This window comes from Kitasatospora sp. NPDC036755 (genome assembly GCF_040636595.1).
In the GTDB taxonomy this organism is placed as follows: domain Bacteria; phylum Actinomycetota; class Actinomycetes; order Streptomycetales; family Streptomycetaceae; genus Kitasatospora.
Genome location: NZ_JBEZUT010000139.1, coordinates 1 through 21,647, shown reverse-complemented (window position 1 = coordinate 21,647; position 21,647 = coordinate 1). Strand labels below are relative to the sequence as shown.

At 74.3% G+C, this 21,647-nt stretch carries 19 protein-coding genes; 9 read left to right on the top strand and 10 right to left on the bottom strand.

Annotated features, from left to right (window positions below):
• From AB0E96_RS21410 to AB0E96_RS21390, 5 genes are all read right to left on the bottom strand, one after another.
• A partial coding sequence (locus AB0E96_RS21410) for a hypothetical protein (RefSeq protein WP_359825946.1) occupies positions 1-872 on the bottom strand: 872 nt, incomplete at its 3' end.
• 88 nt (positions 873-960) lie between these two features.
• Positions 961-2,736, bottom strand: coding sequence for a threonine/serine exporter family protein (locus AB0E96_RS21405; protein ID WP_359825943.1), 1,776 nt, complete (start codon positions 2,734-2,736; stop codon positions 961-963).
• A gap of 209 nt (positions 2,737-2,945) precedes the next feature.
• Positions 2,946-3,599: a VTT domain-containing protein gene (locus AB0E96_RS21400; RefSeq protein WP_359825941.1), complete on the bottom strand. Its 654-nt coding sequence runs from the start codon at positions 3,597-3,599 to the stop codon at positions 2,946-2,948.
• A 280-nt stretch (positions 3,600-3,879) separates the two neighbouring features.
• Complete coding sequence (locus AB0E96_RS21395; RefSeq protein WP_359825938.1) at positions 3,880-6,237, bottom strand: hypothetical protein; 2,358 nt, start codon at positions 6,235-6,237, stop codon at positions 3,880-3,882.
• 61 nt (positions 6,238-6,298) lie between these two features.
• On the bottom strand, positions 6,299-8,254 hold the full coding sequence (locus tag AB0E96_RS21390) for an ATP-binding protein (protein WP_359825935.1): 1,956 nt from the start codon (positions 8,252-8,254) through the stop codon (positions 6,299-6,301).
• A 296-nt stretch (positions 8,255-8,550) separates the two neighbouring features.
• On the opposite strand from AB0E96_RS21390, the gene AB0E96_RS21385 reads away from it, so the two are divergent.
• Positions 8,551-8,991 (top strand): hypothetical protein, encoded by a 441-nt coding sequence (locus AB0E96_RS21385; RefSeq protein WP_359825933.1) that lies wholly within the window; start codon positions 8,551-8,553, stop codon positions 8,989-8,991.
• Between the two features lie 64 nt (positions 8,992-9,055).
• On the opposite strand, the gene AB0E96_RS21380 is transcribed toward AB0E96_RS21385, so the two are convergent.
• On the bottom strand, positions 9,056-10,249 hold the full coding sequence (locus tag AB0E96_RS21380; RefSeq protein WP_359825930.1) for a TetR/AcrR family transcriptional regulator: 1,194 nt from the start codon (positions 10,247-10,249) through the stop codon (positions 9,056-9,058).
• Between the two features lie 265 nt (positions 10,250-10,514).
• On the opposite strand from AB0E96_RS21380, the gene AB0E96_RS21375 reads away from it, so the two are divergent.
• Positions 10,515-11,672 (top strand): acyl-CoA dehydrogenase family protein, encoded by a 1,158-nt coding sequence (locus AB0E96_RS21375; protein ID WP_359825927.1) that lies wholly within the window; start codon positions 10,515-10,517, stop codon positions 11,670-11,672.
• Positions 11,673-11,795: 123 nt separating this feature from the next.
• On the opposite strand, the gene AB0E96_RS21370 is transcribed toward AB0E96_RS21375, so the two are convergent.
• Entirely contained in the window at positions 11,796-12,062 is a 267-nt protein-coding gene (locus AB0E96_RS21370) for a hypothetical protein (RefSeq protein ID WP_359825925.1), read from the bottom strand.
• A gap of 184 nt (positions 12,063-12,246) precedes the next feature.
• Between AB0E96_RS21370 and AB0E96_RS21365 the strand changes: the two genes are divergently transcribed.
• Entirely contained in the window at positions 12,247-12,564 is a 318-nt protein-coding gene (locus AB0E96_RS21365) for a cupin (RefSeq protein WP_359825923.1), read from the top strand.
• Here the strand turns inward: AB0E96_RS21365 and AB0E96_RS21360 are convergent.
• Positions 12,554-13,159: a TetR/AcrR family transcriptional regulator gene (locus AB0E96_RS21360; RefSeq protein WP_359825921.1), complete on the bottom strand. Its 606-nt coding sequence runs from the start codon at positions 13,157-13,159 to the stop codon at positions 12,554-12,556. The two genes, AB0E96_RS21365 and AB0E96_RS21360, sit on opposite strands and share 11 nt — an antisense overlap.
• 109 nt (positions 13,160-13,268) lie before the next feature.
• On the opposite strand from AB0E96_RS21360, the gene AB0E96_RS21355 reads away from it, so the two are divergent.
• The 6 genes from AB0E96_RS21355 (at position 13,269) to AB0E96_RS21330 (ending at position 19,287) form a co-directional block, all read left to right on the top strand.
• Complete coding sequence (locus AB0E96_RS21355) at positions 13,269-14,813, top strand: MFS transporter (protein ID WP_359825918.1); 1,545 nt, start codon at positions 13,269-13,271, stop codon at positions 14,811-14,813.
• A 268-nt stretch (positions 14,814-15,081) separates the two neighbouring features.
• Positions 15,082-15,651: an isoprenylcysteine carboxylmethyltransferase family protein gene (locus AB0E96_RS21350; protein WP_359825915.1), complete on the top strand. Its 570-nt coding sequence runs from the start codon at positions 15,082-15,084 to the stop codon at positions 15,649-15,651.
• Between the two features lie 242 nt (positions 15,652-15,893).
• Positions 15,894-16,184, top strand: coding sequence for a Sec-independent protein translocase subunit TatA (gene tatA, locus AB0E96_RS21345; RefSeq protein ID WP_359825912.1), 291 nt, complete (start codon positions 15,894-15,896; stop codon positions 16,182-16,184).
• 149 nt (positions 16,185-16,333) lie between these two features.
• Positions 16,334-17,716, top strand: coding sequence for a hypothetical protein (locus tag AB0E96_RS21340; protein WP_359825909.1), 1,383 nt, complete (start codon positions 16,334-16,336; stop codon positions 17,714-17,716).
• Positions 17,717-17,771: 55 nt separating this feature from the next.
• The gene (locus AB0E96_RS21335) at positions 17,772-18,293 is read left to right on the top strand and encodes an ion channel (protein ID WP_359825906.1); all 522 of its coding nucleotides are present in this window, start codon (positions 17,772-17,774) and stop codon (positions 18,291-18,293) included.
• A gap of 283 nt (positions 18,294-18,576) precedes the next feature.
• The gene (locus AB0E96_RS21330; RefSeq protein ID WP_359825904.1) at positions 18,577-19,287 is read left to right on the top strand and encodes a class I SAM-dependent methyltransferase; all 711 of its coding nucleotides are present in this window, start codon (positions 18,577-18,579) and stop codon (positions 19,285-19,287) included.
• Positions 19,288-19,473: 186 nt separating this feature from the next.
• Here AB0E96_RS21330 and AB0E96_RS21325 read toward each other — a convergent pair whose 3' ends face one another.
• The gene (locus tag AB0E96_RS21325; protein ID WP_359825901.1) at positions 19,474-19,848 is read right to left on the bottom strand and encodes a VOC family protein; all 375 of its coding nucleotides are present in this window, start codon (positions 19,846-19,848) and stop codon (positions 19,474-19,476) included.
• 20 nt (positions 19,849-19,868) lie between these two features.
• Positions 19,869-21,461 carry a protein kinase gene (locus AB0E96_RS21320; RefSeq protein ID WP_359825899.1) on the bottom strand — a complete coding sequence of 531 codons (1,593 nt, stop codon included), beginning with the start codon at positions 21,459-21,461 and terminating at the stop codon, positions 19,869-19,871.
• Between the last annotated feature and the right edge of the window lie 186 nt (positions 21,462-21,647).

Sequence of the window (21,647 nt, the reverse complement as noted above, 5' to 3'; positions counted from 1 at the left end):
GCTGGCCGACCGGCGCTCGGCGGCCGCCGGGCCTGACGGCGGGCCAGCGCCCGGGCGGCGTGGGCGTCGAGGTGGGCGGTGGCCCGGGCGGCCATCCGCTCCGCCACCCGGTGCGCGGCCGGGTGGTTGGCGGGCACCTTGTCCGGGGCCCCGGCGATCAGGTCGAAGAGCCAGGTGCGGGCCACGTCCGCGCGCCGGTGCAGCAGGCGCTCGCGCCGCAGCGCACGCGCCCGGCGGCGGGGGCGCGTGGCGTACCGCCAGCGGGCCCAGGGGCTGCTCGGGCGGCCCAGCCGGACCGCCCCGATCCAGGACAGGCCGGGGACCATGATCCCGACCAGGCCGGTCCACATCTTGCCCTTGAGCAGGGTGATCACCGAGGCCAGCGAGTTCACCGCGATGATCGTGACCAGGCCCCACCTGGTCTCCTCGCCCGGCACCACGCCGAGCGGCACGTACCCGACCAGCAGCAGGGAGGTGAATAGGATGCCGAAGATCACCGCGTCCACCGACTTGCGGCCCTGTTCGCTCCAGTACACGTCGTCCAGGTGCAGGATCAGCGCGAACTCGTCCAGCACCAGACCGCAGCCGATGCCGAAGGCCAGCCCGAACCAGTCGATCCACGGGTGCCCGCCGTAGGTGGCGAACACCCCGATCCCGCCGAGCAGCAGGAAGCCCAGGCCGAACACCATGTGGTGGATGTGCAGGCCGCCCGGGGTCACGTTGCCCGGCCACCAGCGCACCTGGGCGCGGATCATCCGGACGCTGAACCGGATGAAGACGAAGGAGGTGATGAATCCGACCAGCAGCAGGAACAGCGGTTGCTTGTGCGCGGCGACGATGTGCTCGCGGTAGCCGTCCAGCAGTGTCGTCATGGGTCTTACCTTCGTTCCTGGTCCTGCGTGCTGCCCGCCGTGACGTGGCCCGGGGCCCGCGTCGGCCCCGGCTCCGGTCGACGTCCGGTCAGAACCCTCGGGTGCGCTTGGCCGCCCGGCGCGGCATCGCCGGGTAGAGCGACGGACGTTCGGAGCCGACCGGCAGCTTCAGGAACAGCCGGGCGATCTCCCCGCCCAGGTTCACCCCGACCGCCAGCGCCATCGCGATCGCCGCCGCCCGGAAGACCGACACCAGGCCGGCGCTGGAGTGCCCCTGGGCGAAGGCGAGCATCCCGAGGTAGAGCGCCGAACCCGGCATCAGCGGGCCGATCGCGGCCGTCACGTACGGCAGCGCCGACCCGTTGCGGTAGCGCGCCATCAGCTGGCCGAAGAGGCCGACCAGGCCCGCCGCCACCCCGGTCGCGGCGATGGGGTTCACGCCCGCGTTGTACACCAGCGCGCCGTAGCTCGCCCAGCCGATGCCGCTGTTGACGGTGACCAGGGCCAGTGTGCGGCGGTCGGTCTGGAGCAGCGTCGCGAAGGCCAGGGTCAGCAGCATCGCGGCGACCATCTGGACCGGCGGGTAGTTGACTCCCACCAGGCTCTCGTCCGGGCGCAGGTTCGCCTCGAAGCCGACCCCCAGGTAGAGGATCACCATCACCCCGATCACGATGCCCGCGACCAGGTAGACCACTTCCAGCAGGCGGGCCGCGGCGGTGATGTAGAAGCCGGTCAGACCGTCCTGCACGGCGGCGACCAGCGCGCGCCCGGGCAGCAGGGCGAACAGGCCACCGGTGATCACGACCGAGCCGCGCAGGCCCCAGTCGTTGAGCGAGAGGATGATGCCCGAGGCCGCGGCCGGCATCGCGGCCGCCACGAACTGGTAGAACTCCGGCAGCCGGCGCCGGGCCAGGGCGGAGGCCAGCCGGTCGCCGAGCACGGCCGCCACGAAGGCGCTCGCGAAGACCAGCCAGGCCTTGTCGTCGATCTTCCCGCCGACCAGGAAGGTCGCCGCGCCGGCCAGCAGACCGGTGGTCAGGGCGAGGAACCAGGCCGGGTAGGGGTGCCGGTTGCGGCGGATCACCGCGAGCCGGCGGTAGGCGTCGTTGACCGTCACCTTCTCCGCGGTGATGTCGGCGACCAGCTCGTACACCGCGTCGAGCCGGGTGTAGTCGGAGGTACGGCGGCGCACCACGCGGTCGGCGGTGACCGGCGGCTCGACCAGCGAGGGCTGGTACGAGATGCCGATCAGGGTGAACGTCACCTGCGGCTCGCAGCGGTCCAGCCGGTAGGCGTGCGCGATGCCGAGCATCGCCGCCTCGACGTCCTCGGCGGCCTCGCCGCTGGCCAGCAGCAGCTCGCCGATGCGCAGCGTCAGGTCGAGGATGCGCGGGACGTTGCGGGTGACGGACGAGGAGGGGTGCATCTCGCGCGCGGTGCGCTCGAAGGCGGGCCGCTCGGACATCGGGGTGCGCAGCAGGGTGCGCATCCGGTCCGGCCAGGGCGCCTCGCCGGGGGCGCCGGCGGTGAGGTCCGCGACCGGGATGCCGGTGGGCGGGGTGTACCCGGCCGCCCGCCACTCCTCGGGGGTGAGGGTGTCCTCGGCGACCGAGCGGCGGCGGACCGGGCGCTCCGCCTCGCCCCGGCCGGACTCGCCCCGGCCGACCTCGACCCGGTCGGCGACGAACCGGCCCGCCGCGGCCGTCGGCTCGGGCGCCGGCTCAGGGGCCGGCTCCGGCTCGGGGGCCAGCAGGCCCTTGGTCTCCGGGACGGGCGGGGCGAGCGGCACCACGACGGTGGGCTCGACCAGCGGGGCGGGGTGGCCGAGCAGGCCCTCGGTGGGCGGGGCGTCGGCGGGGTGCACCGGCTTCGGGGGTGCCGCCTGCCGCGCCTGTCGGACCGCCCGGCCCCCCCTCGCCCGCTTGCCCGCACCCGGTCGGCCCCGCTTAGGCACTTCCGCTCCTCGCCGCCCCTGGTGGCATCCGGCCACCGTTCGATCTCGGGTTACACCTTGCCTGATCGAACAGCCCGGCGCACATGTACGCGACGTCCCGTGGCCGGAGTGACGGACGCCTACCTGGCGCGGTGGCGTGCGGACCGCTCCGCGCCGGAGCGGCGCGCCCGCAGCAGTTCGACCGCCACCGGGATCACCGAGACCAGCACGATGCCGACCAGGATGGCCTCGATGTTGTCCCGGACGAACGGGATCTGCCCCAGGAAGTAGCCGAGCACGGTGACTCCACCGCCCCAGAGCACGCCGCCGACCAGGTTGAACACCACGAAGCCGCGGTAGTTCATCCTGCTCACCCCGGCCACGATCGGGGTGAAGGTGCGCACGATCGGGACGAAGCGGGCCAGCACGATCGCCTTGGGCCCGTGCCGTTCGAAGAAGGCGGCGGCCTTCTCGACGTTCTCCTGCTTGAAGACCTTGGAGTCGGGGCGGCGGAAGAGGCTCGGGCCGACCTTGCGGCCGAAGAGGTAGCCGACCTGGTCCCCGGCCACCGCGGCGGCCACGATCAGCGCGCAGACCAGCCAGAGCGGCTGGTGCAGGTAGGTGCCGCCGGCCACCAGCAGGCCGGTGGTGAACAGCAGGGAGTCACCCGGCAGGAAGAAGCCGATCAGCAGACCGGACTCGGCGAAGACGATGGCCAGGATGCCGATCAGGCCGAAGGTCGAGATCAGCGTGGTCGGATCGAGCCAGGACGGGCCGAGGGCGAGGCTGGTCACGGTGCGGGCACTCCCGGAGGTCGAGTCTTGGCAATGGAATGGTAAAGCATTGACAAAGACTCGGGCGGGGGCGGAAAGGTTCCCGCCCGCGGGGCCGCACCGGCGGACGGCCCGCGAGCGCGAGGGGCGGGGGCGGGGGCGGGGCGGGGGCGGAACGCGCACGGCCCCGGCGAGGGCCCGGGTGGGCCGGCCCGCCGGGGCCGTGCGATCGAGAAGGTCGACCGGGTCGAGGGATCGAGGGATCGAGGGATCGAGGTCCGTCCAGAGCGGTCGAGGACGGTCAGAGCCCGTAGCGCTCCACGATCTCCTCGTGCCGGGCGAGGTCCGCGCCGGCCGCCTCGGCCAGCGCCGGCCAGGCCGGCGGGTGCGCCCAGGCCTCGGTCAGCCGCAGCAGCAGGGCGTCCGCCTCGGCGGCCGTGGCGGTCGGCGGCACGCCGAGGGCCGCGTAGACGCCAGGCAGGGTGTCCTCGCCCTCCGCGGGATCGGTGATCCGGTACTGGTCCCCGCTGTACACCCAGACCTCGTACCCGGCCCGGTGCAGTTCTTCCCGCAGGGCCGCCCACGGCTCCTCACCGGGCCAGCCGCCGTCGATCCAGTACGTGGTGTACCCGGCCGGGTCGAGCAGGGTGAGCAGTTCGAACACCGGGCGCCAGCGCTGCCGCTCCTCCTCGGGGGCGTCCTCGGCCGGCGGAGGCTCCAGCAGGGCCGGTCCGAAGACCACCACGTCGCCGTGGTTGAGCGTCAGGTCCTCGCCGAGCACCGGCAGGACGCGGGCGGTGGCCGGGCCCGTCCGGAGTGCGGGCAGGTCGGACGTCGCGCCGTTGGTGCGGATGGCGCGGATGGTGACCAGCTGCCACTCCTCGTCCACCGGGCCCTCGGGCTCGTCGAACTCGATGTCGAGCAGCGCGCCGGTGGAGCGGACGACGGCCCAGTCCCGGTTGGCGGTGGCCGCGGTGATCAGGTGCCAGAGGTCCGGCTCCCGGACCGTCCGGTGGCCGTCCTCCCCGGCGGCGCCTTCGACCGGCACCGCGTGCTCCAGCAGCTCCTGGTACATCCGCTGCGCGGTGGCGTGGTCCCCCAGCTCGGTGGCCGCGTGGGCGGCGAGGCGGCGGGTGTTGAGCACCTCGTCGTCCAGCTCCAGGATCGACCGGCACTGCTCCAGCGCCTCGGCCCAGCGGCCCTCGGCGGCGGCCCAGCGGGCGCGTATCCAGTGCGCGTCGGCCGGGGCGGAGCCGGCCAGCCGGTCGGCGAGGCGGCGGACGCCCTCGGCGTCCCGGGCGTCCATCAGCATCTCGCCGAGCGCGCCCGTCAGCTCGCGGTCCGCCGGGTCGTCCTCCAGGTGGCGCCACAGCAGGTCGGACGCGGCGCGGGCGTGGCCGAGGCCGCCCAGCACGGTGGCCAGCAGCACCGCCAGTCCGGTGGCGCCGGCCTGCTCACCCCGGTACCGGTCCAGGGCGACGGAGAGCAGGTCGGCGCCGGTCTCGTAGGGCACCCCGACCGAGGCCAGGTGCTCCGCCAGCTCACCCGGCGGGACGGGCAGCTCGGGCTCCGGCAGTGCCTCGGCGGCCGTGCGCAGGGCGGCGACCTGCTCCGACACGCCGTCGGTGCGCCGCAACCGGGTGAGCTTACGCTCTCCGGTCGCGGCGAGGGTCAGCGCCACCGTGCGGGCGCCGCGGGCGAGCGCGAGCCGACCGGCCGCCAGCAGCAGGTCCACGCAGGGGCGGTGGGCGCCGACGCCGTCCAGGTACCCGACCCAGCGGGCCAGTGCGGCGCCCAGCTCGGCGTCGTTCTCCCGGGCGCCGGCCGCGACCAGCAGCTCGACCGTCTGCGTCCAGGCGCCGCGCAGGTCGGCGTGGCGCTCGGCCTCTGCCTGCTCGGGCAGCAGGGCGAGCGACTCCTCGGTGCGGCCGAGCGCGGCGAGCGCGCGGGCCCGCAGCAGTGCGCCCCAGCGCTGGTCTCGCTCGTCCAGCCGGCGGCCCTGCGCCTGCTCGGCCCGCTCGGCGGTGTCCAACAGCTCCAGCACGTCCTCGTGCCGGCCCAGCAGGTGCAGGGTGCCGGCCCGTGCCTGGTGGAAGCGGAGCGAGACCGGCTGGCCGGCCGCCCGCATCCGGTTGGCCGCGGAGTCCAGGTAGTCCAGCGCCTCGGCCGCCCGGCCGTCGTCCTCCAGGGCGTCGGAGTACTCGCGGGAGAGGCAGTCGTAGCAGGCCCGGCCGGGCTCGATCCGGTCCAGCGTCTCGCCGACCACGGCGAGGCGCTCGGCCACGTACCCCGGCCCGTCGACCCGGGCGTGGCAGATCGCGAAGTCCTGCACCACGCAGACGGACTGCGGGCAGCCGGCGGTGTCCTCCCCGTGCGCGAAGTCCAGCAGGTCGACCGCCTCGGGCAGCACCGCCTCGCCCTGCTGGCGCTTGTTCAGCAGGTTCTGCATCCGCCAGTGCCGCAGGTAGACCTCGACCCAGGGCAGGCCGAGCGCCCGGGCGGCGGCCACCGCCTCCGGGTACTGCGCGTCCAGCTGCTCGTTGCGCCCCTCGGTGGCGTGCTCGGGCAGCTCGACGATGGCGTCGGCCAGCCGGTGGTGGCCGGCCTCGGCCAGCTGCCGATGGGTGTCCCGCACCCAGGCCCAGATGTCGGTGGTCATGCCCGTTCCCCCTGTGTCGTGCTGATGAGTTGTCTACCGCACCCCACTGACAGTCCGTCCGTCACGGCTCCTCCGAGAGGGCGCCGGGGCTGTCCGGGACCTCCGGCAGACCGGCCGGGACGGCGGCGGTCAGGGCGGAGACGGCGGTGCCGATGCCGGCCAGCGCGGCGGTGAGATCGCCCTCGGACGGGCCGGACGAGGCCGCGGCCATGATCACCTTGATCGAGCGGAGCAGCCCGGCCGCCGTCGCGCTGCCGGTGTGCCCGGCGCGGTAGGCGGCGAGCAGGTCCCGGACCGCCGGACTGTCCAGGTTGAGGTAGAGCCGGGCCCGGACCTCGCCGTCGGTGCGGGCGGTGAAGGCGCGCGCCAGCCGCAGGGCGGCGGACGGTATCCGGGCGTCCGCCTGGTCGTCCTCGATCCGGGCCTTCAGCTCGGCCTCGCGGTCCGGCACCAGCACCAGCGGCAGGCCGGGCGGGTCGAAGCGGGCCGGGACGAGCTGCTCGCCCGGGTCGGCGAGGGCGCCGGCCAGCCAGGCCGACTCGTGCTCCGGCAGCGGGCGCTCCGGGTCGCGGAACAGCTCGCGGTTGCCGCGCTCGCTGCCCAGCTCGACCACCCGGCAGCCGCGCAGTTCGGCGTAGCGGTGCAGGAACGGCAGGACGGCGTAGCGGTCGCCGCGCGCGATCGGCACCCGCATCGCCCGGTACAGCATCTCCTCGAAGCCGCCGCCGCTGCCCAGCGCGACGTGCACCGCGCCGCCGCCCGCCGCCCGAAGCGCCCCGGCAGTGAGGTCGCCCTGTGAGGTGGGCACCGGGACGTCGTCGGCGAGCAGGGTGAACAGCCGCTCGTCGCAGAGCGCGGCGCCGAGCAGCTCGTTGCCGTGCCGGGCGAGGATGCGGCGCCAGGCGGCGGGCCGCAGCCGGGCGGTCTCGTACAGGCCGTCGACGATGGCGTCGGTGAGGGCCTTCCGGAGCGCGTGGTAGTGCTCGTCGCGCTGGAGGTCCTCGCGGCTGGCGGTGGGGGTGAGCCGGTCGGACTCGACCACGCCGCCGATGAACCCGGCCCAGCGGGGCAGCAGGTCGCGGGCGTCCTCGGCGAGCAGCATGCCGCGCAGGTAGACGGCGAGGTCGCGGTTGTCGCTGCTGCCGTAGCTGCCGCCGTCCTGGACCCAGAGCAAGCCGACCGCGTCGGTGGCGTCCTCGACCGGCCGGACCGGGAAGGCGGTGAGCGGCTCGAAGCGGCGGCCGAAGGCGGCGGCGAAGCGCATCCGGGCCTCGTACCGGTCGTCCTCGGAGGGGCGGCGCGAGGCGTCCCGGCCGGGGGTGGCGGTGGGCGACGGGAGGGCCTGCTGCCGCCAGGGCACCTCGACCGAGTTGACCGGCTGCTCGTCCCCGCCCACGTGGACCGGGACCGACAGCAGCACGCAGTAGCGGCCGAGCACGTCGCGCAGCACGTCCTCGTCGGCAAGGTGGGCGTGCTCGGCCTTGAGCGTCAGCTCGACCACCGTTCCGGGGCTGGGCCGGGCGGGCACCGGGTCGACCCGGTACTGCTCGCCGCCGCGGCTGCGGTAGCGGTGGCCGAGCCACGGCTCGCGGTGCGAGGTGGTGGTGACGGTGACCTCGTCGGCGACCGAGAAGGCGGAGAGGAAGCCCAGGCCGAAGGCGCCGATCAGGTCCTGGTTGCCGGTCAGCTCGCGCAGCATCCTGGTGTAGCCGGTGCCGACGGTGGCCAGGTAGGAGTGGATCTCGGGTTCGGTGAGGCCGGCGCCGGTGTCCTCGATGGCGACGGTCCGCCGGTCGGCGTCGGCGCGCACCCGGATCAGCGGGCGGTGGTCGCCGTCCGGGTCCTCCAGGAGCCGGCGGGTGTGCGAGTCGTGCGCGTTCTGGACGAGTTCGCGCAGGGCGACCAGCGGGGTGGAGTAGAGGTGGGTGGCGAGGACGTTCACCAGGCCGCCGAGATCGACCTCGGTCGTGCGCAGCTCCTCGGCGGGGGCGGGCTCGAGTGGGGCACCATCAGACATGGGTCCTCAGTGTGCCAGTGCGACTATCTGGCGACCATTTCTTTGTTCTTACCGCCTTCCGGGCCGACTTCCCGATGAACTTCTCGGAGGACTTCCCGAGGAACTCCTCGACGGAATGACGGAATACCGTCAACTCCGAATTGACCACTCCTCCACCATTGGGCGAATTGCCACCCGTTCGGTGGAGTTCGTCCACCTCGCTGGTGAATGCTGGGCGGGCGACGTCAGGCCGAACGGAGTCCCGGAGCGGCCGCTCCGGACGGCGCCACAATTCGCTTCTCGCCAGGGAGACCAGCGTGTCCCGTATTCGCGCAGCCGCCGCCGTCACCGCCCTCGGGGCGTTCCTCCTCGTCGGATTCGGTGCCGCCACCGCGCACGCCGGCAACCGCGCCGACGCGGCCGACCACGCCGACAGCAGCGTGGTGAGCAACTCCGGCTCCGGGAACATCATGGGCAACGTCAACGGCAACGCGGTCAACACCCAGCAGACGGCCACCGGTTCGGGTGCGGGCAACCAGGACAACGGCCTCGCGGTGGCGGGCAACACCGGCAGCGTCAGCAGCCAGCAGAGCAACTCCGGGGGCGCCGGCCCGGACAACGGCGGGAGCACCGGGACGGCCGGCCAGGGCAACACCGGGAAGGGCGACGCGGGCCGGGGCAACGGCGGGAAGGCCGGCACCGGCCGGGGCCACCGCACCGTCGACGACCGGGTCTACTACCCGCACGTCCTCTACTAGGACGCACCGGTACCGGGCCGCACCGGCGCTGGACCCCACCGGCACGGGGCCGCACCGGGCGCCCTCAGGACGCGCCTTCCACCGGAGTGCCCAGCACCGCCCGGCCGAGCCGCAGCAGGCAGTCCCCGAGGCCCGGCCGGGCACTGTGCGGCCGGTTCCGCACCCCGTCGTTGACCAGCGCGAACAGCGCGTGCACCCGGATCCTGGCGGTCGCCGCGTCGTCCCCGGGGCGCACCTGCCGCAGCAGCCCGACCCAGGTGCGCAGGAAGTCCCGGCGGAAGTCCACCGCGGCCCGGCGGTCCGGCGGGGCGAGCCGCTCCGTCTCGCTGAGCATCGCGCCCAGGTAGTCCCCGTTGCGCAGCGCGAAGCCCACGTACGCGGCCAGCCCGGCCTCCAGTGCCGCCGCGGGCCCGGCGGCCGCCGCGATCGCACGGTCCACCTCGTGCCAGAGCCGCTCGCGGCTGCGCACCAGGGAGGCGGCGAGCAGCTCGGCCTTGCTGTCGAAGTGCCGGTACACGCTGGGCCCCGAGATGCCGACGGCGGCGCCGAGTTGGTCGGTGCTGACGTTGTCGAAGCCGCGCTGGTGGAACAGCCGAACGGCCGCCGCGAGCAGTTCCTCCCGGCGCGCCCGCGGTCTGGGACCGGGCGCGTACGACGCGGCCTCCGGCGCCGGTCCGCCGGTGGACCCGGTGGACCCGGCAGCCGTGCCGGACAGCGGGACCGCCAGGACGGCCGCGACCACCTCGCGCAGCAGCGCCTCCGCCCGCCGGGGCTGCGGCGCGGCCGACTGGTAGGAGAGCCCGGCGCAGGCCGAGAGCGCCGACCAGCAGAGCAACTCGGCGTCCACAACGGCGAGTTCCGGCCGTTCCGCGCGCAGCACCGCGACCATCAGGGCGACGTCGGCGCGCAGTTCGCGGCGCAGTGCCGCCCGGCGAGCCGGCGGCAGCAACCGGGCGTCGCGCTGCACCAGGGTGCCGAGCGGGCGGTGGCCGACCGCGACGGCGGCCAGCGCGGCGCCGAGGTCGGCGGTGGTGCGGGCCGGGCGCAGGCCCTCGGAGAGCGCGTCCAGTCCCAACCGGACCGCACGGTCCAGCAGTTCGGGCTTGCCGCGGAAGTGCCGGTACAGCGCGGGCGCGGTGATGCCGACACCGGCGGCGACCTCGGTCATCGAGACCTGGTGGTAGCCCCTGCGGTGGAAGCGGTCGGCGGCCACGGCCAGGATCTGGGCACGCCGTCCGGGCGGTCGTCGGACCACCATCGCGAGCCTCCATCCCCTTCGGCCGGAACCGGGACCGGGTCAGGACCGGGGTCAAGACCGGGGTCAGGACCGGGCCGGGGCCGGCGTCGACGGAAGGCTAGCAAGGATTCACTTCGCTCCCCCGCCGGCCGTTCCCCGAACGCCTTTTCCCGCCCTGTCGACCCTGGACAGCCGAAGCTACCCCGGATTAACTTGTGGGGCCATCACCAGGCCCGTTCCGCCCCGGCCGGCAGCCCCGGCCGGAGCCGCCGAAGGGAGCGCCGCCGTGCGCCGCACCGTGTTCACCGAGGACCACGAGGCCTTCCGGGAGACCATCCGGGACTTCATCGCCAACGAGGTCGTCCCGGTCTACGAGAGCTGGGAGGCCGAGGGCCACCCGCCGCGCGACTTCTACCGGCAGCTCGGCTCACTCGGCGTCTACGGCATCGAGGTGCCGGAGGAGTACGGCGGCGCGGGCGAGAGCGGCTTCAAGTACCAGGCGGTGATCGCCGAGGAGACCGCCCGGGCGGGCGTGAGCTTCGGCTCCTCCGGTGTCCACACCGGCCTGGTGCTGCCCTACCTGCTGGAGTACGCGAACGAGGAGCAGAAGCAGCGCTGGCTGCCCGGCTTCGTCTCCGGCGACATCATGACCGCGATCGCGATGACCGAGCCGGGCGCCGGCTCCGACCTCGCGGGCATCTCCACCACCGCGCGGCTCTCCGAGGACGGCACCCACTACGTCCTGAACGGCGCGAAGACCTTCATCACCGGCGGTGTGCTGGCCGACCTCGTCCTGGTGGTCTGCCGCACCGCCCCGTACGACCCGGAGAACCGCCGGGCCGGGCTGTCCATCCTCTGCGTGGACACCGCCTCCGAGGGCTACACCGTCGGCCGCAAGCTCCAGAAGATCGGCCTGCGCACCTCGGACACCGCCGAGCTGGCGTTCAGCGACGTCCGGGTGCCGGTGGAGAACCTGCTCGGGGAGGAGGGCAGGGCCTTCTCCTACCTGACCCACAACCTGGTGCAGGAGCGGCTGGCGATCGCCGTCGGCGCGTACGCGGCGGCCGCGGCGGCGGTGCGGTTCGCGGTGCAGTACGTCAAGGAGCGCAAGGTGTTCGGCAAGGCGGTGGCCGAGTTCCAGAACACCAAGTTCAGCCTGGCCGACTGCGAGGCCCAGGTGGTGGCGCAGCAGTCGATGGTGGACCGGGCGCTGGAGCTGTACCAGAACGGCGAGTTGACCGTCGCGGACGCGGCCGCGGCGAAGCTGTTCTGCACCGAGTCGGCCTCCACCGTGATCGACAAGTGCCTCCAGCTGCACGGCGGTTACGGCTACATCCTGGAGTACCCGATCGCCCGGCTCTACACCGACAACCGGGTGTTCCGGATCTACGGCGGCACCAGCGAGGTCATGCGCAGCATCATCGCCAAGTCGCTGGGGCTGTAGGGCCGCTCGGGGCACATGGGCCGTTCGGGCCGTTCGGGCCGTTCGGGGCCGCGGCGCCGCAGCGTGGCGGCGTGGCGGCGTGGCGGCGTGGCGGCGTGGCGGCGTCGCACGGCTCCGGGGGGCTCAGTTGGGCGAGCCGTGCTCGGTGCGCCAGGCCTCCCAACCCGCCGTGGACGCCACCCGCGCCTCGTGCAGGGCCCGTTGGGCGAGGGCGGTCGGCGGATTCTCCAGGCCCCGCACCCAGCTGCGGCCCGCGGTGACCAGCGCCACGCAGACCATCGTCGCGCCGGCCGCGCTGAGCACCGTGCCGATCGCGGTGAGCACCGCGCCACCGGTCAGGACCGTGCGGTTGACCTGGAACCCGCTGAAGATTCTCTGGTTGGTCGCCATGCCTCCACGATGCGGGCAGTCGGCGGGGGCTGCACGTCGGGCTGCTCGCCCCGGGCGGTCGCCCCGCCTGTCGCCCCGCCGGACGGCCCGCGGCACCGGCTCCGGCACCGGCTCCGGGTGCGCGGCGCCCGGGCGTCCGCGACCCTGGGCACACGGGGTGCGCCCGGAGCGAGGAGGAGGCGCCATGCCCGATCTCGAACAGCTCGCCGTGGAGCACGCCGCCCGGGCGGCCGAGAGCCCGCACGGGCGCAGCGCCCACCTGGTCCTGCACGACGGGATCCTGCGGCAGACCGTGATCGCGCTGACCGCGGGCACCACGCTGGACGAACACAACCCGCCCACCGCGGGCAGCGTCCAGGTGCTGCGCGGCCGGGTCTCGCTGACCATCGCCGGCCGGCGGCTGGAGCTGCCGGCCGGCCACCTGGAGCCCGTCCCGCAGGAGCGGCACGGGCTGCTGGCGCATGTCGACTCGGTGGTGCTGCTGACCGCCGTCACCGCGTAGCGGGACCGGCCTCCGAGGAGCCGAACACGCCGGCACTGACCAGTCGCAGCCCGCGCAGGAAGTCCTGTCCGCTGGGCACGAGTTCGGGCGCGGCCAGCCACTGGGCGCCGTAGCCCGCCAGCAGGGTCTGGTAGAAGGCCCCGCGGGTGACCTCCTCCTCGGTGTCCGGCACCTCGGGCACCCCCTGGAACACCGCGGCCAGCCCGAGCCGGCCCTCCTTCTGCGCCGCCGCGAAGGCGGCCGCCAGCTCGGGGGCGTGCCCGGCCTGGGCGAGCGCCTCGAACTGCGCCGCCCAGAGCCCGCGGTGCTCGACGAAGACGTCCCGCAGGCCGTCCCAGACGGCCGCGAAGCGCGCCTCCGGGTCGTCCGACACCTGGTTGGCGGCGGTCACCACCGCGCCCAGGGCCGCCCCCATCTCCCCGACCGCCTCGATCATCGCCGCGTTGAGCAGCGTCTCCTTCGAGCCGAAGTGGTAGCCGATCGCGGCCAGGCTGACGCCGGAGGCGGTCGCGATGTCGCGGGCGGTGGTGCGCCCGTAGCCCTTCTCGTACAGGCAGCGCTTGGCGCCGGCCATCAGGTCTTCGCGGTTTCCCATGGCCCGATCCTACGGAAGTCCTGGACGGATGTCTCGCACGAACGTCTCGCACAATTGAGTGAGACGAACGTGCTAGACAAATGTCTCAGCCATCCGTACGGTCTTCCCCATGACCGCAACCACCGGCCGCGCAGGCCGTCGCGAATGGATCGGCCTGGCCGTCCTCCTGCTGCCGACCCTCGTCCTCACCATGGACATGGGCGTGCTCTTCTTCGCCGTCCCGTACATCTCCACCACGCTGGCGCCGAGCGGCACCCAGCAGCTGTGGATCATGGACATGTACTCGTTCCTGCTGGCCGGGCTGCTCATCACGATGGGCTCGCTGGGCGACCGGATCGGCCGCCGCCGGCTGCTGATGATCGGCGCCGCCGGCTTCGCGGTCGCCTCGCTGCTGGCCGCCTGGTCGCACGACGCCGGCCAGCTGATCGCGGCCCGGGCGGTGCTCGGCGCCGCCGGGGCCACCGTGATGCCCTCGACCCTCGCGCTGATCCGCACCATGTTCCACGACCCCAAGCAGCGGCAGATCGCGCTCGGCGCCTGGGGCGGCGTCCTCACCGCCGGCGCCACCCTCGGCCCGGTCGCCGGCGGCCTGCTCCTGGAGCACTTCTGGTGGGGCTCCGCCTTCCTGCTCGCCGTCCCGGTGATGGCCCTGGTGCTGCTGACCGCGCCCGTCCTGCTCCCCGAGTACCGCTCCACCGCCCGCACCGGCCGCTTCGACCTGCTCGGCGCCGCGCTCTCGCTGGCCGCGGTCCTGCCGCTGGTCTACGGCGTCAAGACGATCGCCGTCGACGGCTGGAGCCCGCTGCCGGCCCTCGCCGTCCTCGCCGGGCTGCTGCTCGCCGGCGCCTTCGTCCGGCGCCAGCGCACCGCCGCGAACCCCCTGCTCGACCTGAGCCTGTTCCGGATCCGCACCTTCACCGGCGCGATCAGCGTCAACAGCATCGCGATGTTCGCGATGATGGGCTTCTCCCTCTTCACCTCGCAGTACCTCCAGCTGGTCAAGGGCATGAGCCCGCTGACCGCCTCGCTCTGGTCGCTGGTGCCGAGCCTGGGTGTCGGCGCCGCGGTCGGGATCAGCTCGGCGCTGGCCGGCCGGGTCCGTCCGGCGGCGCTGATGGGCGGCGGCTTCCTGATCGGCTCGGCGGGCTTCGCGATGATGACCCGGGTCGGCCCGCACTCCCCGCTGACGCTCATCCTCACCGCGGCCGGGGTGCTGGCCGCCGGAACCGTCGGCACCATGACGATGACCGCCGAGATGGTCGTCTCCGCCGCCCCGGTCGAGCAGGCCGGCGCCGCCTCCGCCACCTCCGAGACCGCCGTCGAACTCGGCAGCTCCCTCGGCATCGCGCTGCTCGGCGCGGCCGGCGCCGCGGTCTACCGCCACCGGCTGGACGGCGCCCTCCCGGCCGGCGTCGACGGCGAGGCCGCCCGGACGGCCCAGGACACCCTCGGCGGCGCGGTCACCACCGCCGCCCACCTGCCCGGCCGGCTCGGCGCCGACCTGCTGGAGACCGCCCGGACCGCCTTCACCGACGGCCTGCACGTCGCTGCCGTGGTCGGCATGGTCTTCGCCCTGGGCGCCGCGGTCCTCGCCCACCGCCTGATGCGCCACCTCCCGGCCGCCGCCCCAGCCCAGGAGCCCGCCACCGCCTGACCCACCCGGCCCGATCCACGCGAGTCATCGAGAGCCCCCGCCCACCCGGGCGGGGGCTCTCCGCCGTCCCCTCCCGGGCTACAGGTGCCGATGGACGTGGCGCCCGCGCAGCACGGCGGCGGTTTCCCCGCACGCGGCCTTCGCGCGGGCTCGCGGCGGGCCTCCACCCGGGGGTGGACCGCGGTGGGTCCACCCCCGGGTGCGTGTGCGGGCGGCGCGTCCGGAGGACCGTGGAGGCACACCTCGGATCCGACCGCCGGGAGCCTCCATGTCCCTGCCCGCCCTCCTCTCCCTCCTCGGCCTCCTCTGCTGGATCGCCTACGAGCTGCTGCTGCGCCGGCGCGAGGACGCCTCCGCCGGCACCTGGCACGCCGACCGCCGCGACCGCGGGTCGACCCGGCTGCTGCTCGGCTGCTACGTCCTGTCGGTCCTCGCCGTGGTGCTGTTCGACCGCGCCGGGATCGGCGAACTACCCGAACGGGCGGGCTGGTTCGGCGTCGCCATGGTGGTCGCCGGGCTGGCCCTCCGGGCCTGGGGCATGCGCACCCTGGGCCGGTACTACACCCGGACCCTGCGCACCGTGGACACCCAACGTGTCGTCCGCACCGGCCCGTACCGACTGATCCGGCACCCCGGCTACGCCGGCAGCCTGCTGGTCTGGGTCGGCTACGCGCTCGGCACCGGCAGCTGGGCGGCCGCCCTGGTGGTCGCGGCAGTGCTGCTCGCCGCGTACGGCTGGCGGATCTCCGCCGAGGAGCGGTTGCTGCTGGCCGCCTTCGGCGACGAGTACGCGGAGTACCGCCGGACGTCGAAGCGCCTGGTGCCCTTCGTCCACTGAGCGCGTCGGAACGGTCACCCGGATCAGGCCGGCGGGCCTGAACCGTTCGGCGGGTGTGAACTTCGGCACCCGCGTTCCGCCAGGTGGGCGTCGGCGCGCTCGCGATCCGCTCGAACGGCACCTGGTTTTTGGCCAGCGTTTCCCAGCCGGTGTATCCGTTCGCCGTCAGGGCCAGGCATACTGGCCAGCACGGGCGCTAGCGCCCGCCATGACTCCAAACAAGAAGGGACCGGTGGCCAGGGATGCTGCGGAACGGTCTTGAGCCCTGGCACATTCTCGTGGTGCTGGCGGTCGTAATCCTGCTGTTCGGATCGAAGAAGCTGCCCGAGATGGCCCGTGGCCTGGGCAAGTCCATGCGCATCCTGAAGGCCGAGACCAAGGCCATGCGCGAGGACGACACCCCGGCGGACGCCGCCGCCGGTACCGCCCAGAGCACCGCCGCTCCCCAGCAGAGCGCCGACCGCCCGGCCGCCGTCACGCCGACCAACGTGACCAAGGCCACCGAGACCAAGCGGCCCGAGACGACCGCCTGAGCCTCCCTTCTCCTCCGGAAAGCCCCTGGTGACTCACCGGGGGCTTTCCGCTGTTCCGGGGCCGTGCGGGCCGCCGCGCCTCCCGACTGGCCGTCCGATCTGATCCGTTGTCTCCTGGTATGCACCCACCGGAGGAACGGAGACCCGGCATGCCGACCGACGAGCCCGGCGCCGAGTCCGAGGGCGGCACCGACGGCAGATGCGACGACGGCCGTGACGAAGGGCCCGCCGGCAGACCCGCCGGCGGACACGACGACGAACTGGCCGAGCTGCGGGCCCGGCTGAACGCCGTCGAGGACCAGGAGGCGCGACTCGCCCACCAGTTGGCGGCCGGACCGGCCCCGCGACCGCCCCGGCACCGGGTGCGCTCCTCCTTCGCCGCCCTGCTGATCGTGCTGGCCTGCGTGCTCACCCCGCTCAGCGCCCTCGCGCTCTGGGCGAGGTCCGAGATCAGCGACACCGACCGCTACCTCGCGACGATGGCCCCGCTGGCCGAGGACCCCCGGATCAAGGCCGCCGTCACCGACCGGGTGACCGCCGAGATCGTGAAGAAGCTCCCGCTCGACTCGCTGCTCGACGGCCTCGCCCCGGACGACAAGCCCAAGCTCGGCGCCCTGCTCGGCGGCATCGGCCAGGCCCTCGGCGACGGGCTCAGCGGCCTGGTCCACGACCAGGTCGAGCGGATCGTGGACAGCGACGCCTTCGTCACCCTCTGGACGGACGTCAACCGGGACGCGCACGCCGCGGTCGAGAAGATGGTGACCGGGCAGGGCGGCGGCGCCGTCGAGGTCCGCGACGACACCGTGGTGCTGGACCTCGCGCCGGTGATCGCCCGGGTGAAGTCCGCGCTGGTCGACCAGGGGATCCCGTTGGCCTCCCGGATCCCGGAGATCCACACCTCCTACACGCTGGTGCGCTCCGACACCGTCCCCGAGGTCCGCACCGCCCTGCGGGTCCTGGACCTGGCCGGTTTCTGGGTGCCCGTGCTGGCCGGGGCCTGCGCGCTCGGCGGGGTGCTGCTCGCGACGCGGCGGCGCCGGGCGGTGGTGGTGACGGCCCTCGGCATGGCGGGCGGGGCGCTGGTGCTGGGCATCGGGCTGAGCGTGTTCCGGGCCGTCTACCTGGACCGGCTCCCGGCCGATGTCGACCAGGCGGCCGCCCAGGCGGTGTACGACACCCTGGTGCGCTACCTGCGCTCGGCCGTCCGGGTGGTGGTCACGCTCGGCCTGCTGGTCGCGCTCGGCGCCTGGGTGATCGGCCCCGGGCGGTGGGCGCGCACCGTCCGGGGCGGCTGGCGCGCCGGGCTGGGCGCGGTGCGGCGGGTGGCCGGGCGGGCCGGACTGCGGCTCGGGCCGGTCGGCCGGTTCGTCCACCGTTGGAAGGCCCCGCTGGGCTGGCTGGCGGTCGCGCTCGCGGCGCTGGCCTTCGTGCTCTGGAGCCATCCGACGGTGCTGGTGACGCTCTGTCTGGCGCTCGGGCTGATCGCCGCCCTGGCGGTGCTGGAGCTGCTGGACGCGCCGGGGCCGGCCTGACCCGGACGGCGGCCACGGCGGGCGGCCCGGCCCGCGGCGGGTCAGGCTGGGCGAGATGTCCGAGAACCCGCCGCCGCCCGCCGACCCGAGGGCCTGGTTCTGGCTGCTGAGCGCGTCCGCCCTGCTGATGGTCGGGTACTTCACGCTGCCGCTGGAGTGGCTCGGCGAGCGGCGGCCGCTGCTGAGCTGGCTGGTGTTCTCGGGGGCCCTGGTCGGGCTGACCTGGCTGATGCTGGCCAAGATCGTCGGGGTGATGCGGGGGACGGCCAGGCGGCCGGTGGTCTGGCTGGCCTTCCTCATCTTCCTGGCGCTGACCATCTTCGCCGCGACGTACTACGTGCTGGGCTCGCGCAAGACGGAGTTCGCCGGGCTGGAGACCCGGCTGGACGCGCTGTACTTCACCGTGGTGACGATGGCGACGGTCGGCTACGGCGACATCACGCCCGCGGGGCAGACGGCGCGGCTCGTGGTCGTGCTGCAGATCGGCTACAACTTCGTGTTCCTCGCGGCAGCGGCCGGCACGGCGTCCCGGGCGGTACGGGGAACGGTGGAGCGGAGGATCCGGGGAGAGGGCTGAGCCCGGCGGACGACCCTGCGGGCCCCCGCGCACACCCCGTCGAACCCGCCCGACCGGGCACGGAAGCTCCTCCCCGCCAAGGCCGTTCGCCGCCCGGACGAACGCCGGACCGAGGCCCCCGGACCGGCCTGCGGCACCCGGGCGACGCCGGGACGCGGCCGCGGACTGCCTTGATCCGGGAGGATGCGGAACCCGTAGAGTGACTCACGAAATTCTCATGTGTTCGGTCGATCGGACAGTGCGTTCCGCCACGGCCAGGGAGACCAAGAGTCTGGGAGGGCCCGTGGAAGGCCACGAGGTACGCAAGCTCGCCGAGCTCGAAGACCGGCACTGGTGGTACAAGGAGCGCCGGGCGCTGCTGGCCCGGGAGCTCGCTAAGTTCAGCAAGGCCGGCGTCGCGCTCGACATCGGCGCCGCGGGCGGCGGGAACACCCGGGTGCTGCGGGCGCACGGCTGGCAGCCGGTCGCCGTCGAGTACGGCGAGGAGGGCGCCCAGGTGGCCCGCGACCGCGGGCTCGCCGTGATGCGGGCCGACGCCCGCAAGCTCCCCGTCGCCGACGGCGCGGTCGACCTGGTGGTCGCCTTCGACGTGCTGGAGCACATCGAGGAGGACGACGAGGCGATGGCCGAGATCCACCGGGTGCTGCGCCCCGGCGGGGTGGCGCTCATCGCGGTGCCGTGCGACATGAAGCTCTGGTCGGCGCACGACGTCGCCGTCGGCCACGTCCGCCGCTACACCCGCGACACCCTGCGCGAGGTGATACTCGACAGCGGCTTCACCATGGAGACGCTGGACAGCTGGAACGTGCTGCTGCGCCCGGCCGCCGCCTGGCGCCGGCGGAAGAGCACCGGCAGCGACCTGGACGACGTGCCCCCGCTCGTCAACACGGCGCTCAGCGCGGTGATCGCCGCCGAGCGCTACCTCCCGGTCCAGGGCCTGCCGGGCGTCTCCCTGCTGACCCGGGCCCGCAAGCCGGTCACCGCCGCCCCGTAGGCACCACCCGTAGGCACACACCACCCGTAGGCGCCAACCGTAGGCGCCACCGCACCCGGACCCGTCGGCCCCTCGCGCACCCGCGCGGGGGGCCGACGCGTTTCCGCCGGCGTCCTCCGCGGAGAACGTCCACGGACGGAACAGCCGCGCGGCACTGTCCACAGGCTGTGGACAGTGCCGCCGCACTCAGGAGCGGCTGGTGTCGATCACCCAGAAGCGGTCGCCCCCGGTGTCGGCGAGGACGACGAAGTCCGGGTCCTCGGGGTACCGCTTCCAGTCGACGCGTTCGGCACCGAGGGCGACGAGGCGCTCGACCTCGGCGAGCTGGTCCGCCGCGTCCCCGGCGAAGAGGCCGAGGTGGACACGGGGCTCCTCCCGCACGGGGGACTCGCTGAGGCCGAGGGCGAGTTCCACACCACTGCCGCCCCCGGCCGGCACGAGGACCGTCCAGTCCTCCCCGACCGGGCCGCCGCTCGGGACGCGGTCGAGGGCGGCCGTCCAGAACGCGACGGCGCGGGGCACGCCGGAGACACCGAGGGCGGGAGAACCGATCGTCGGCATGGACCGATCCTGGCGTCCCGTCAGTCGTCCTGGAGGTCCGCGGCGGTGTGCAGGGTGGCGAACAGGGCCGAGAGGCGGGCGTTCCAGTTGGCATAGGTCGGGAGGTCGATGGCGTGCTTCTTGGCCATGTCCTTGACCACCTTCTGGGCGTTCCTGAGCTCCTGGGCGGCGTCGTCCGGGTTTCCCTCGTTGAGGCGCGCGGCGGTGGTGTCGAGGATCTTCAACAGCTCGGTCTGCTTGTCCCGTTCCTTGCCGACCTGGGCCTGGGCGACGGCCTGCCGGAAGGACTGGATCTGCAGCGCGGCGGGCTGGTTGCGCGGGACGGCCTGGGTGGGGGCCGGGGGCGTGGAGGGGGGTGCCGAGGGGGTGGTGGGCGCCGCCGAGGCCGCGGAGGCCTTCGGGGTGGGCGCCGCCGCCGGGGTGGTGGCGGTGGTCGCGGCCGGTTTGGCGGTGGTCGCCGCCGGTTTGGCGGCGACCGCGTTGCCGGCCGGCTCGTCGAACGCGGTGAGGGCGATCGCGGCGACGCCGGCCAGGCCCGCGACGCCCAACGCCCCCACCACCAGCGGCTTTCGACGGCTGCGGGCAGGAGCCTGGGCCCGCGCGGCGGCGGGAGCCGACGGCGGGACGGGGACCGGCGCCATCACCGAGGTGGCGGCCGGCGGCTGGGGCGGCAGCACCGTGGTGTGCTGCTGGTTCGGCGACGGGAAGTGGGGCACCGGCGGCACCGGCGGCAGCAGCTGGGTGGCAGCGCCGGCGGTGTTCGCGAGCAGCTCGGCGGTCGGATCTCCGACCATCAACCCCGGTACGGTACCGAGGAGTTCGGCTCTGGCGGCGGCGGCGTCGACCGGGCGGTCGGCCGGGTTCTTGGCCAGCAGCCGCAGCACCGCGGCGTCCAGTGCGGGCGGCAGACCGGGCCGGCGGACGGACGGCGGCAGCGGCTGCTCGCTGACGTGCTTGAAGGCGATCGCCACCGGGGTCTCGGCGGTGAACGGGGTCGTGCCGGTGAGCATCTCGGTCAGCACGCAGCCGACCGCGTACAGGTCGGTCCGTCCGTCCAGCGCCGAGGCGGTGGCCTGCTCGGGCGAGAGGTAGGCCGCCGTACCGAGCACGCTCGCGGTCTGGGTCAGGTTGCTGGAGGAGCCGGCCCGGGCGATGCCGAAGTCGACGACCTTCACCCCGCCGTCGTCGGTGATCATGATGTTCCCGGGCTTGATGTCCCGGTGCACCAGCCCGGCCCCGTGCGCGACCGACAGCGCCTCGCAGACCGCCGCCGCGATGCCGACGGCGCGCTCCACCGGCAGGGTCTGCTGCTCGGCCAACAGGGCGGCCAGCGAACGGCCGTGGACCAGCTCCATGACGATGAACGGGGTGCCCTGGTCCACGCCCGAGTCGAAGACCATGACGATCCTCGGGTCCACCAGCATGGCCGCGTGCTGCGCCTCACGGCTGAAGCGCTCGGCGAAGCGCGGGTCGTCGGCGAGGCCGCCGTTGAGGACCTTGACGGCCACCTGACGGCCCAGCACCCGGTCCACCCCGCGCCAGACGGTGGCCATGCCGCCGACGCCGAGCAACTCGACGAGTTCGTAACGCCCGTTCAGCGCCCGTCCGATCACCTGGAGCTCCCCTCACGTGCCCTGCCCGGGGTCCCGGGCCGCCTCGTGCACCTGTGCACGATAGCCGCACCGTCGAACGGGCCCACCAGGGGCGGAGGGTGGCGGTCGGGGGACCGGGCAGCGGTCCCCCGGCCGCCGGCACGGGGGTGCGGCCCGCCCTGACTGCGGGCGGGCGGGCCGCACGTT

What these genes read in the sequence shown, in the direction of transcription:
- AB0E96_RS21395 (WP_359825938.1), bottom strand. Translation starts at nt 6,237, where the DNA reads ATGACCACCGACATCTGGGCCTGGGTGCGGGACACCCATCGGCAGCTG.
- AB0E96_RS21390 (WP_359825935.1), bottom strand. Translation starts at nt 8,254, where the DNA reads ATGTCTGATGGTGCCCCACTCGAGCCCGCCCCCGCCGAGGAGCTGCGC.
- AB0E96_RS21380 (WP_359825930.1), bottom strand. Translation starts at nt 10,249, where the DNA reads ATGGTGGTCCGACGACCGCCCGGACGGCGTGCCCAGATCCTGGCCGTG.
- AB0E96_RS21370 (WP_359825925.1), bottom strand. Translation starts at nt 12,062, where the DNA reads ATGGCGACCAACCAGAGAATCTTCAGCGGGTTCCAGGTCAACCGCACG.
- AB0E96_RS21365 (WP_359825923.1), top strand. Translation starts at nt 12,247, where the DNA reads ATGCCCGATCTCGAACAGCTCGCCGTGGAGCACGCCGCCCGGGCGGCC.
- AB0E96_RS21360 (WP_359825921.1), bottom strand. Translation starts at nt 13,159, where the DNA reads ATGGGAAACCGCGAAGACCTGATGGCCGGCGCCAAGCGCTGCCTGTAC.
- AB0E96_RS21355 (WP_359825918.1), top strand. Translation starts at nt 13,269, where the DNA reads ATGACCGCAACCACCGGCCGCGCAGGCCGTCGCGAATGGATCGGCCTG.
- AB0E96_RS21350 (WP_359825915.1), top strand. Translation starts at nt 15,082, where the DNA reads ATGTCCCTGCCCGCCCTCCTCTCCCTCCTCGGCCTCCTCTGCTGGATC.
- tatA (WP_359825912.1), top strand. Translation starts at nt 15,894, where the DNA reads ATGCTGCGGAACGGTCTTGAGCCCTGGCACATTCTCGTGGTGCTGGCG.
- AB0E96_RS21340 (WP_359825909.1), top strand. Translation starts at nt 16,334, where the DNA reads ATGCCGACCGACGAGCCCGGCGCCGAGTCCGAGGGCGGCACCGACGGC.
- AB0E96_RS21335 (WP_359825906.1), top strand. Translation starts at nt 17,772, where the DNA reads ATGTCCGAGAACCCGCCGCCGCCCGCCGACCCGAGGGCCTGGTTCTGG.
- AB0E96_RS21325 (WP_359825901.1), bottom strand. Translation starts at nt 19,848, where the DNA reads ATGCCGACGATCGGTTCTCCCGCCCTCGGTGTCTCCGGCGTGCCCCGC.